General features: G+C 63.4%; 12 protein-coding genes. 11 read left to right on the top strand and 1 reads right to left on the bottom strand.

The annotated features are described in order from the left end of the window. The gene (locus EN824_RS26800; RefSeq protein WP_135862208.1) at nucleotides 1–642 is read right to left on the bottom strand and encodes a DUF47 domain-containing protein; all 642 of its coding nucleotides are present in this window, start codon (nucleotides 640–642) and stop codon (nucleotides 1–3) included. A gap of 222 nt (nucleotides 643–864) precedes the next feature. On the opposite strand from EN824_RS26800, the gene EN824_RS26795 reads away from it, so the two are divergent. The 11 genes from EN824_RS26795 to EN824_RS26745 all read left to right on the top strand — a co-directional run bounded on the left by EN824_RS26795 (nucleotide 865) and on the right by EN824_RS26745 (nucleotide 11565). Continuing rightward, nucleotides 865–1242, top strand: a complete 378-nt coding sequence (locus EN824_RS26795; RefSeq protein WP_135921148.1) for a VOC family protein — start codon at nucleotides 865–867, stop codon at nucleotides 1240–1242. Between the two features lie 144 nt (nucleotides 1243–1386). Continuing rightward, nucleotides 1387–2286 carry a LysR family transcriptional regulator gene (locus EN824_RS26790; RefSeq protein ID WP_127276421.1) on the top strand — a complete coding sequence of 300 codons (900 nt, stop codon included), beginning with the start codon at nucleotides 1387–1389 and terminating at the stop codon, nucleotides 2284–2286. A 134-nt stretch (nucleotides 2287–2420) separates the two neighbouring features. Beyond that, entirely contained in the window at nucleotides 2421–2900 is a 480-nt protein-coding gene (locus EN824_RS26785; RefSeq protein WP_127276423.1) for a formate dehydrogenase subunit gamma, read from the top strand. Next, nucleotides 2897–4453, top strand: a complete 1557-nt coding sequence (locus EN824_RS26780; protein ID WP_135932887.1) for an NADH-quinone oxidoreductase subunit NuoF — start codon at nucleotides 2897–2899, stop codon at nucleotides 4451–4453. Before EN824_RS26785 ends, EN824_RS26780 begins: the two co-directional genes overlap by 4 nt. Before the next feature lie 10 nt (nucleotides 4454–4463). After that, nucleotides 4464–7376 carry a formate dehydrogenase subunit alpha gene (gene fdhF / locus EN824_RS26775; protein ID WP_135932886.1) on the top strand — a complete coding sequence of 971 codons (2913 nt, stop codon included), beginning with the start codon at nucleotides 4464–4466 and terminating at the stop codon, nucleotides 7374–7376. 2 nt (nucleotides 7377–7378) lie between these two features. Then, a complete protein-coding gene (gene fdhD, locus EN824_RS26770; protein ID WP_135921154.1) occupies nucleotides 7379–8209 on the top strand; it encodes a formate dehydrogenase accessory sulfurtransferase FdhD in 831 nt (276 codons plus the stop codon). Further along, nucleotides 8199–8510 (top strand): formate dehydrogenase subunit delta, encoded by a 312-nt coding sequence (locus EN824_RS26765; protein ID WP_135882945.1) that lies wholly within the window; start codon nucleotides 8199–8201, stop codon nucleotides 8508–8510. The genes fdhD and EN824_RS26765 overlap by 11 nt, the downstream gene beginning before the upstream one ends. Before the next feature lie 260 nt (nucleotides 8511–8770). Continuing rightward, on the top strand, nucleotides 8771–10174 hold the full coding sequence (locus EN824_RS26760; RefSeq protein WP_245521026.1) for an alpha/beta fold hydrolase: 1404 nt from the start codon (nucleotides 8771–8773) through the stop codon (nucleotides 10172–10174). Between the two features lie 109 nt (nucleotides 10175–10283). Then, nucleotides 10284–10763: a carboxymuconolactone decarboxylase family protein gene (locus EN824_RS26755; protein WP_135882947.1), complete on the top strand. Its 480-nt coding sequence runs from the start codon at nucleotides 10284–10286 to the stop codon at nucleotides 10761–10763. Nucleotides 10764–10846: 83 nt separating this feature from the next. Continuing rightward, complete coding sequence (locus tag EN824_RS26750; protein ID WP_127281016.1) at nucleotides 10847–11209, top strand: nuclear transport factor 2 family protein; 363 nt, start codon at nucleotides 10847–10849, stop codon at nucleotides 11207–11209. A gap of 41 nt (nucleotides 11210–11250) precedes the next feature. Next, nucleotides 11251–11565 carry a hypothetical protein gene (locus EN824_RS26745; RefSeq protein WP_127281015.1) on the top strand — a complete coding sequence of 105 codons (315 nt, stop codon included), beginning with the start codon at nucleotides 11251–11253 and terminating at the stop codon, nucleotides 11563–11565. Nucleotides 11566–11802: the final 237 nt, after the last annotated feature.

Here is an 11802-nt window from a genome sequence, read left to right as displayed (position 1 = left end):
CTAGACGTTCTCGATGACGATGCCGCTGATCTCGTTGGCGACGTCCTCGAAACGGTCGACCACCTTCTCAAGCTGGCCATAGATTTCCGAGCCGATCAGATAGGCCATCGCATCACCGCCATTGTGGTGCTTGAACAAATCCTTCAAACCCTGCTCATGCAGGTCGTCTGCCCGGCCCTCGGCACGCATGACCTCCTCGGCGAGTTCATTGAGGCGTGTGCTGTTGGCGCCGACCTTGGCGAGCAGCGGGATCGCCTCCGCGACCAGCTTGGCGGTGTCGACGATGACGCCGCCCATTTCCTGCATCAGCGGATCGAATTCGCGCTTTTCGAACAGCCGCACCGTCTTGACGGTCTTGTGCATCGTGTCGATGGCGTCATCCATCGATTGGATCAGATCCTTGATGTCGCCGCGGTCGAAAGGCGTGATGAAAGACCGCCTCACCGCAAGCAGCACCTGCGCGGTTATGTCGTCCGCCTCGTTTTCGAGATCGATGATCTCCTGGCACCTGCGTTCGATATCCTTGCCCTGGAGAAGCAACTGGAGTGCCTCGGCGCCGGCGACCACGGTACGGGAATGCTGTTCGAACAGGTCGAAGAAGCGATCCTCGCGCGGCAACAGCTTGCGGAACCAGCCCAGCATGTTCGTCCCTCCCTGCGCACCAGTTGCATCCACATAGCGTCGCACGCGGCCGCAGGAAACAGTAAACCGGCTGAAAGATGTGGATCGGCGCCGTTTGAAGGCACAACTTGCAGCAAGGGCGCATGTCCTTGACGCTCGTCAAGCGGCTGGGCGGCCCTACTTCAGAAATGGCACGTTCGACGCAGTTCAATGACGAGGGAACAACCAGGAAAGGAGACGATCATGCTTGAAAACAGCAACGCAACAGCCAATCTCGCGGTCAGGGACCTTGCCAAGGCAAAGGCTTTCTATGAGGGGACGCTCGGCCTGAAACAGGTGCACGATGAGGGCGGCGAATTGATCGTGTACAAAAGCGGCGACACCACCATCAATGTCTATCGTTCCAAATTCGCGGGGACCAACAAGGCGACTGCGGTGACCTGGATGGTCGGCGACAAAATCGCCGATGTCGTCAACGCCCTCAGGTCAAAGGGTGTCACCTTCGAGCATTACGACATGCCCAGCCTGACGATGGAGGGTGACCTCCATGTCGGCGGCGGCATGAAAGTCGCATGGTTCAAGGATCCGGACGGCAATATCCTCAATCTCGTGGACCGGTAAATCCCGGGATCGGGCAGCGCGGCGCGAGAGTTTTCCTATGCATGCCGTCACCCCAAAACCGAAGTCACTTTTGGGCGACATGCATTGGATGATTGAGCACGGCACCATCTGGCGCGCCGCCGCCGCGCCGGATAGCCTCCGCCAATGATCGACAAGCTGGAATTCTTCATCGCGCTGGCCAGGGAAGAGCATTTCGGCCGGGCCGCGGAAGTGTGTGGCGTCACCCAGCCGACGCTGTCGGCCGGCATCAAGCAACTGGAAGGCCAGCTCGGCGTCATGCTCGTCCTGCGCGGCTCGCGCTTTCAGGGCCTGACGCCGGAGGGCAAGCAGGTGCTGGTATGGGCGCGCCGCATCGTCGGCGACTCCAGGACCATGCGCGAGGAAATGCGGGCGGCGCGCCACGGTCTCTCCGGCCGCATTCGTATTGCCGCCATCCCGACAGCATTGGCCATGGTGGCCAGATTGACGACGCCCTTTCGAGACAAGCACCCGGGTGTCACCTTTTCGGTGCTGTCGCGAACCTCTATCGAAGTGCTTTCGCTGCTCGGCAATTTCGATGTCGATGCCGGCATCACCTATCTCGACAACGAACCGCTGGGACGGGTGACCAGCGTGCCGCTCTATGACGAGCGCTACCAATTGATCACCGCAATCGGCAATCCCTATTCCGACCGCGACAAAGTGACATGGGCCGAGATCAGCCAGCTGCCGCTTTGCCTGTTGACGCCGGACATGCAGAACCGCCGCATCATCGACCAGCACCTGGCCGAAGCCGGCGTGCAGGTGCGGCCGACGCTGGAATCGAATTCGATGATCGTGCTGTTTTCGCACATCCGAACCGGCAAATGGTCATCGATCATGCCGCTCAACCTTGCGGAAACATTCGGTTTTTCCGAACCGATCCGGGCCATTCCGATCGTCGAGCCCGATGCCAGCCACACGGTCGGGCTGGTCGCCGCACCGCGTGAGCCGCACACGCCGCTGGTCCAGGCGCTGCTGGACGAGGCGATGGCGCTGGCAGACGATTTCCGGGCGCACCGCTAGGCTAGACAATGCTAGCTGAAGCCCATCGATAGAGATTTTCTATCGAGCAACGAAACCGCTTTATTGATTTCGCGGGTTTCCTCTGATTTTGTAAAGACTTAGCGCTAAAAGCTATCGACCAGGGAGGGCGCTGCATGACGATGCAGCCTGCAAGTACCGAGATCGCGTCACGCACTGCGGCGATTATCCAGGAGTTGAAGGACCTCGAGGGTCCGTTGCTGCCGATCCTCCACGGCATTCAGGAAGAGTTCGGCCACGTACCGCACGACGCCGTGCCCGTGATTGCCGATGGGCTGAACCTGTCCAGGGCCGAGGTGCACGGCGTCGTCACCTTCTATCACGACTTCCGCGCCCGCCCGGCCGGCCGGCACGTGCTCAAGCTCTGCCAGGCGGAAGCCTGCCAGTCGATGGGTTCGGACGCGGTCGCCGCCAGGATCAAGCAGTTGCTCGGTATCGATTTCCACGAGACCACGCGTGACGGATCGGTTACGCTCGAGCCGGTCTATTGTCTCGGACTGTGCGCCTGTTCGCCGTCGGCGATGCTGGACGGCGAGGTAATCGGACGGCTCGATGACGAAAAGATCGACGAGATCGTAGCAGAGGTGCGCTCATGACCCCCCGCATCTATATTCCCGGCGATTCCGGCGCGCTGGCGCTGGGCGCGGAAAAGGTCGCCAAGGCGATCGCAAACGAACTCGCCGAACGCGGCATCGAGGCCAAGATCGTGCGCAACGGCTCGCGTGGCGCCTATTTCCTCGAACCGATGGTCGAAGTGGCGACAGCCAGTGGCCGTGTCGCCTACGGGCCGGTGAAGCCGTCTGACGTGAAGAGCCTGTTCGACAGCGGCTTCCTCAAGGGCGGGCATCACAAGCGCTGGCTCGGCGCCCCGGACAAGATCCCGTTCCTCGCCAAGCAGACACGGCTGACCTTCGCGCGCTGCGGCATCAACGACCCGCTGTCGCTCGATGCCTACAAATCGCTCGGCGGATTGAAAGGCCTGCAGAATGCAGTGGCCATGGCGCCCGCCGACATCGTCAGCCAAGTGACCGACTCCGGACTGCGGGGGCGTGGCGGCGCCGGCTTCCCGACCGGTATCAAGTGGAAGACGGTGCTCGATACGACATCGGAACGCAAATACATCGTCTGCAACGCCGACGAGGGCGACAGCGCCACCTTCGCCGACCGCATGATCATGGAGGGCGACCCCTTCGTGCTCATCGAAGGCATGGCGATCGCCGGCATCGCCACCGGCGCGACCAAGGGCTTTGTCTACATCCGCTCGGAATATCCGCACGCGGTGGCAACAATGAACAAGGCCGTCGAGATTGCCCGCAAGCACGGCGTGCTCGGCGTCAATGTGCTGGGTTCGCCCAATGCCTTCGACATGGAAATCCGCGTCGGCGCCGGCGCCTATGTCTGCGGCGAGGAAACCTCGTTGCTCAACAGCCTGGAGGGCAAGCGCGGCGTGGTGCGTGCCAAGCCGCCGCTGCCCGCGATCCAAGGCTTGTTCGGCAAGCCGACGGTGATCAACAACGTCATCTCGCTGGCTTCCGTACCTATCATCATGGACAAGGGCGCCGCCTTCTACAAGGATTTCGGCATGGGCCGCTCGCGCGGCACGATCCCGATCCAGATCGCCGGCAACGTCAAGCAAGGCGGCCTGTTCGAAACCGCTTTCGGCCTTACGCTGGGCGAGATCGTCGACCATATCGGCGGCGGCACGTCCACCGGACGTCCGGTCAAGGCGGTGCAGGTTGGCGGCCCGCTCGGCGCCTACTTCCCGCGCGCGCTGTTCGACACGCCGTTCGACTACGAAGAATTCGCCAAGCGCGATGGACTGATCGGCCACGCCGGTATCACGATTTTCGACGATGCCGCCGACATGCTGAAGCAGGCACGCTTCGCCATGGAATTCTGCGCCATCGAAAGCTGCGGCAAGTGCACGCCTTGCCGCATCGGCTCGACGCGAGGCGTGGAAACCATCGACAGGCTCGCCGCCGGCATCGAGCCGGAGAAGAACCTCGCTCTGGTCACAGACCTCTGCAACACGATGAAGTTCGGTTCGCTCTGCGCGCTGGGCGGCTTCACGCCCTACCCGGTGATGAGCTCGATCACGCATTTCCCCGAGGATTTCAAGCCCGCGCCGGCGCGCGTGGCTGCTGAATAGGAGCTGGCAGATGAACATCAAGGCCGACTTCCCGACGCTCATCGAAGAACTCGATTACGGAACGCCGCAATCGAAGGCTGAGAAACAGGTCACGCTGACCGTCGATGGCCGCAGCATCAGCGTGCCGGAAGGCACGTCGATCATGCGCGCGGCGATGGAAGGCGGGGTCGAAATCCCGAAACTCTGCGCCACCGACATGCTGGACTCCTTCGGTTCCTGCCGCGTCTGCCTCGTCGAGATCGAAGGACGCGGCGGCACACCGGCCTCCTGCACGACGCCGGTCGGCGAAGGCATGGTGGTGCGTACGCAGTCGGACAGGCTCGACGCCATCCGCCGCGGCGTCATGGAACTCTATGTCTCCGACCATCCTACCGGCTGGAACGAGAAGGCCGGAACCGGCGCCAGCGAGTTCGATGTGGTGGCGAAGTCCGTCGGCCTGACCGAAAACCGCTACGGCGTCGAGGGCCGCAACCACGTCAAGGAAGAAAATGGCGTCGCGCCGGGCCATGGCTCGCTGGCGGTCGACTACATCGCCCGCGACGAGAGCAACCCTTATTTCACCTATGATCCGGCGCAATGCATCGTCTGCTCGCGCTGCGTGCGCGCCTGCGAAGAGGTGCAAGGCACTTTCGCGCTGACCATCGAGGGTCGCGGCTTCGAATCGCGCATGGTCGCCGGCATGCACGAGGACTTCATCGCTTCCGAATGCGTGTCCTGCGGCGCCTGCGTGCAGGCCTGCCCGACCGATGCGCTGCGCGAGAAGACCGTGCTCGAAAAGGGCCTGCCGGAGCGCTCCGCCGTCACCACCTGCGCCTATTGCGGCGTCGGCTGCTCGTTCAAGGCCGAAGTGAAGGGCGACGAAGTCATCCGCATGATGCCCTACAAGGAAGGCATGGCAAACCACGGCCATTCCTGCGTCAAGGGCCGCTTCGCCTATGGCTACGCCACGCACAAGGACCGCATCCTGTCGCCGATGATCCGCGAAAAGGTCAGCGATCCCTGGCGCGAAGTGAGCTGGGAAGAGGCGATCGCCCATACGGCCAAGGAATTCCGCCGCATCCAGTACCAGTACGGCCGCACCGCGATCGGCGGCATCACCTCCTCGCGCTGCACGAATGAGGAGACCTATCTCGTCCAGAAACTGGTGCGGCAAGGCTTCCGCAACAACAATGTCGACACCTGCGCGCGCGTCTGCCATTCGCCGACCGGTTACGGCCTCGGCCAGACCTACGGCACCTCGGCCGGCACGCAGGACTTCGATTCGGTCGAATTCACCGACGTCGCCGTCATCATCGGCGCCAATCCGGCATCCGCGCACCCGGTGTTCGCCTCGCGGCTGAAGAAGCGGCTGCGCCAGGGCGCCAAGTTGATCGTGCTCGATCCGCGCCGCACCGAGATGGTCAAGTCGGCGCATGTCGAAGCCGACTACCATTTGCCGCTGAAGCCCGGCACCAATGTCGCCGTGCTGACGTCGCTGGCGCATGTCATCGTCACCGAAGGCCTGTTCGACGAAGCCTTCATCCGCGAGCGCTGCGACTGGGCGGAATTCCAGGACTGGGCATCCTTCGTCGCCCTGCCGGAAAACAGCCCCGAAACCGTGGGTAAGCTGTCCGGCGTCGATCCCGAGCTGATCCGCGGTGCCGCGCGCCTCTACGCCAAGGGCGGCAATGGCGCGATCTATTACGGCCTCGGCGTCACCGAGCACAGCCAGGGCTCGACCACGGTGATGGCGATCGCCAACCTTGCAATGGCCACCGGCAATATCGGCCGGCCCGGCGTCGGCGTGAACCCGCTGCGCGGCCAGAACAACGTGCAGGGCTCGTGCGACATGGGCTCGTTCCCACATGAGCTGCCGGGCTACCGGCACATTTCGGGCGACGCGGTGCGCGACATCTATGAGAGCCTGTGGGGCGTGAAGCTGGACGACGAACCCGGCCTGCGCATCCCCAACATGCTGGATGCCGCCGTCGACGGCTCCTTCAAGGGCATCTACATCCAGGGCGAGGACATTTTGCAGTCCGATCCCGACACCAAGCATGTCGCCGCCGGCCTTGCCGCGATGGAATGCGTGGTCGTGCACGACCTCTTCCTCAACGAGACGGCGAACTACGCGCACGTCTTCCTGCCCGGCTCGACCTTCCTCGAGAAGGACGGCACCTTCACCAATGCCGAGCGCCGCATCAACATGGTGCGCAAGGTGCTGGAGCCGAAGGCGCGCTATGCCGACTGGGAGGCGACGCAGGAGCTCGCCCGCGCCATTGGTCTCGACTGGAACTATACGCATCCGGCCGAAATCATGGACGAGATCGCCAAGACGACGCCAAGCTTCGCCAATGTCTCCTTCGACCTGCTCGACCGGGTCGGCTCCGTGCAATGGCCCTGCAACGACAAGGCGCCGCTCGGCACGCCGATCATGCATGTCGACGGCTTCGTGCGCGGCAAGGGCAAGTTCATCCGGACCGAATATGTGGCGACGGACGAAAGAACCGGACCGCGCTTCCCGCTGCTGCTGACCACCGGCCGTATCCTCAGCCAGTACAATGTCGGCGCGCAGACGCGGCGTACCGAGAACGTCACGTGGCACTCCGAGGACCGGCTGGAGATCCATCCGCACGACGCAGAAAATCGTGGCCTGCGCGATGGCGACTGGGTGCGGCTGACCAGCCGTTCGGGCGAGACGACGCTGCGCGCGCTGATCACCGACCGGGTGTCGCCGGGCGTCGTCTACACCACCTTCCACCATCCCGACACACAGGCCAACGTCATCACCACCGACTTTTCCGACTGGGCGACCAACTGCCCGGAGTACAAGGTGACGGCGGTGCAGGTCGGCGCGTCCAACGGCCCGTCTGAATGGCAGCGCGACTATGACGAACAGGCCAAGCAGAGCCGCCGCATCACTCCGCTGCAGGCGGCGGAGTAGTCTTGGCCGCGCGCCGCAAAGCGACAACGCAAATTTCGCGGCTGGCGCATCGCGCCAGCGGCACGGCCGCGGCCAACCGCATGGTGCCTGAGGAGACGCCGGTGGCGTTCTCCTTTGCCGGCACCACGCATGCGGTAATGATGGCGAGCCCTGCCGATTTCGAGGATTTCGCGCTCGGCTTTTCGCTGACCGAAGGCATCATCGCCGAGCCAGAAGAGATCGAAGCCATCGAAGTGGAAGATCACGGCGCCGGCATCGACATCCAGATTCGGTTGAAGGACCAGGCCAATACGCGTTTCGAGGCGCGGCGGCGGCGGCTTGCCGGACCGGTCGGCTGCGGGCTCTGCGGCATCGAATCCATCGAGGAAGCAATGCGCTCGGTCGATGCGGTCGGTGCGTCGAAACTTACGCTTGAGGCCGAAGACATCACCCGTTCGGTCAAGCTGTTGTCGAAGGTGCAGCCACTGCATACCGAGACGGGGGCCGTGCACGCCGCCGGTTTCTACGTGCCCGGCAAGGGCGTCGTCATGGCGCGCGAGGATGTCGGTCGCCACAATGCGCTGGACAAGCTGGCGGGCGCGCTGGCCAAGGCCAATATCGATGGCGCATCGGGCGCTGTCGTGGTGACCAGCCGTGTTTCGGTCGAGATGGTGCAGAAGACGGCGGCGATCGGTTCTGCCTTCATCATCGCCGTTTCCGCGCCCACCGCACTTGCCATCCGCACGGCGCAGGAAGCCGGCATGACGCTGGTGGCGTTGGTGCGCGGCGACGATTTCGATGTTTTTACCCACCCTGACCAGGTGATCTCCGGAGTTGCCCAGCATGTCGCATGACGAAGACCACATCATGAGCACCAGAGAAAAGCTGGTGCGCATGGCCAACCAAATCGCCGCCTTTTTCCACTCCAGGCCACGCGAGGAAGGCATTGCCGGCGTCGCCGAGCACATCAACAAGTTCTGGGAGCCGAGGATGCGGCGCCAGTTCTTCGAGATGCTGGACAGCGGCGGTGAGGGGTTCGACGAACTGGTTGTGGTCGCCTCGGCCAGGATCAAGCGGCCGATCACCCCGGCAGAGGCCGATCTCAAGCTCGGCCTCAAGGCCTTCCCGGCCGACGTCGCAGCCTCGCAAAAATAGCCGCCGGGCCGCGCCGTTTATATTCCGCGTCGCTAAAGTTTAGGCTGCCGCACCCGGCGCGGCTCTGCTATGGTTGGCGATCAGAAATCGTCAGGCCGGGCGGACAACCTCGTGAGGCCGATCGAGACCCGTTACGCCCTTAGCGGCGAGGTGCGGATCGCCTACCAGGTGGTCGGGCAGGGGTCGTTTGACCTCGTCTTCGTCCCCGGCTTCATTTCCAATCTCGACCTGCATTGGGAAGACGAGGTTATACCAGACTCTTGCGGCGGCTTTCGGCCTTCTCACGGCTGATCCTGTTCGACAAGCGCGGTACGGGTCTCTCGGACCGCGTCGATGTCCATCACCTGCCCAGCCTCGAGACCCGCATGGATGATGTGCGCGCGGTGATGGACGCAGTCGGCAGCGGCCGTGCCGCACTGCTCGGCGCTTCCGAGGGAGCGCCGCTGGCGATGCTGTTCGCCGCCACCTATCCGGAGCGGACGCGGGCCCTGGCGCTCTATGGCGGCTATGCGCATTTCCACAAATGGGTGATGCCGCCGGAACGCCTCAACGCCTTCATCGTTACGGCCGAGACTGCCTGGGGCACCGGTGCCACCTTGCCGAATTTCGCGCCGGGCCGGGTCGACGACGCGCATTTTACCCAGTGGTGGGCCCGTTTCGAGCGGCTGTCGGCGAGCCCGACGGCAGCGGCGGCGCTCGCGCGAATGAATGCGGAAATCGATATACGTGGTGTGCTGGCGGCGATCAGCGCGCCGACGCTGCTGATCCATCGCCGCAACGATGCGCGGGTCGATCCCGACGCCAGCCGCTTCCTGGCCAGGAAAATCCCGAATGCGCGGCTGGTCGAGATTCCAGGGCGCGACCATCCGATCTGGACCGGCGATGTCGACCGGGTGGCCGACCTGATCGAAGAATTCCTGACCGGCGAGCGCGCCGTGGCAGGAGCCGAGCGCGTCCTGGCCGCCCTTCTGGTGACACGCATCTACGACACTGCACGGCTGGGCGACAGGATGTGGAGCGAACGCAGCGAGCATTTCCACGAAACATGGCGGACACTTGTGGCGCGCCATGGCGGGCGCTGCGCGGACATGCACGGCGAAATGATGATTTCGCGCTTCGACGGCCCGGGGCGTGCCTTACGCTGCGCGGCGGCGCTACGCGACGCGGCGCAGCAAATCGGGGTGGCAAGCGCGCAAGGGGCGCATGTCGGCGAGATCGAATCGCGTGGGGCCCCAGCAGGATTGACGGGCCGCGTGACGATACAACTCGCTGCTCACGCAGGGCGCGGCGAGATATTGGCGTCGAGGCTGGTCGCCGATCTGGCAGTCGGCTCGGGACTTCATTTCGTCGATCGCGGGCGTGTCGACATCGACGAGTTGGAGGAGCCGCTGGCGCTCGTACTTGCGATGTCCGAACAGCACCTGGAGCCGGCGTGCCGGCCGAAGACCAGGGCGACCGAGCCGGCTTGCCTGACCACACGCGAGAGCGAAGTCGTGAGTTTGATCGCCGATGGCAAGAGCAATGCGGCGATCGCCGCTGAACTCAGGCTGAGCGAACACACGGTCAAGCGCCACGTCGCCAACATACTGCTCAAGCTCGACCTGCCATCGCGAGCGGCGGCGGCGGCATTTTCCATCAGGCACGCTGGCCCGGACGGGCCATGAGTGCCATGGCGCTTTCGGGCGAAGCGGCCATACCGATGTAAGCGCTATCAATCTCCCCCATGCAGGCCACGCGGATATCACCCGGAAGGCGCTGCGAACGGAGGATGAAATGCCCAAGTCAAAGCTGAATCTCAGATTACTTGTGATCGCGGCAGGCATTGGCGCGCTGTCAACGCTCTCTCCCGCAAAAGCCGAGGATGCATCGGCGACCGCCGCCTACAAGGACATCCAGGCGACGCTCGGCTCGGTGCCGGATATGTTCAAGACACTGCCCGACGTCGCCATCGCCGGCGCCTGGGCCGAGATCAAGGGCATCCAGCTCAACCCCAAGACCGCGCTCGACGGCAAGACCAAGGAGTTGATGGGGCTCGCGGTCGCGTCGCAGATCCCGTGCCAGTATTGCATCTATTTCCACACCGAAGCCGCCAAGCTCAACGGCGCCAGCGACGAGGAGATCAAGGAGACGATCGCGATGGCGGCAATCGTTCGTCATTGGTCGACAATCCTCAACGGCAGCCAGGTCGATCTCGCGACCTTCAAGAAGCAGACCGACGACGTGTTCGCGGCCGTGAAGGCCAAGTCGCAGTGAAGACCCCGGCCCGGCGATGAGCGCCGGGCCGCACCTCAAAGCATCAACCGCCCGATCGTGTAGATGGGCATATGGAGGATGAAATGCTGACCAAGACCCAAATAGTGGACGGCCCGGCGATCAAAAAGGCGATCGAAGGCCGTGATGGAAAGACGCTGTCGAGCTTCTATGCCGACGATGCGCTGGTGCGGGTGATCGACCGCAACAACCCGCCGAGCAAGCCACGCGAAATCCGTGGGCGCGCGGCGATCACGACGTTCTGGGACGATATCTGCAGCCGGGCAATGACCCACAAGGTCGACACCACCATCGCCAGCGGCGACAGCCTCGCCTTCACCCAGGCCTGCGCCTATCCGGACGGCACGAAAGTGTTCGCCGCGGCGATGCTGGAGCTGAAGAAAGGGCAGATCGCACGGCAGACCGTCGTGCAGGCCTGGGACGAGTAGATCAACCGCGGGCTCAACCGCAATCTCGGAGGAGAACCAACATGTTCAGCGCCAGATGGCAGATCGACGCCAAGTTCGGACACAAGCAGACCGTGCTCGAATTGCTCAGGAAATGGGAACGCGAGATCGGTTCGCAGGTCGGCCTCGCCGACCTGAAATTCCAGATCATGACCGGATCGATCGGCGCGCGCGAGGCGACGGTCGAGTCGCATCACGAGGTCGAAAGCCTGGCCAAGCTGGAAGAATTCTTCGCCAAGATCGGCAAGATCGACGCGCACGCCAAATGGGGCAAGGAGATGGAGCCCTATGTCGTGTCGGGCACCAGCCTGTGGAACATTTATCGCATCGTGGAGTAGGCAAACGCGTCCGCACCTCTCCCCTTGCGGGAGAGGTCGGATTGCCCCGATTTGTCCTTCACAAATCGGTTGGCAATCCGGGTGAGGGGTAAGTTGGCGCCAAGCTGGAACACCCCTTGTGTGTTTGGAATCGTGCATTGTTGAGGGTGCCACGGACCAGGTGCTTGCCTGATCCGTGGCGGCGGTCGAGAGCCCGTCACCCCTCAGGTGGCTTAAACCGTGGATGAGCTGGGGCCC

The sequence above is a fragment of the Mesorhizobium sp. M8A.F.Ca.ET.181.01.1.1 genome (genome assembly GCF_004792025.1).
Classification (GTDB): domain Bacteria; phylum Pseudomonadota; class Alphaproteobacteria; order Rhizobiales; family Rhizobiaceae; genus Mesorhizobium.
This window is presented reverse-complemented; position numbering and strand designations above follow the sequence as displayed.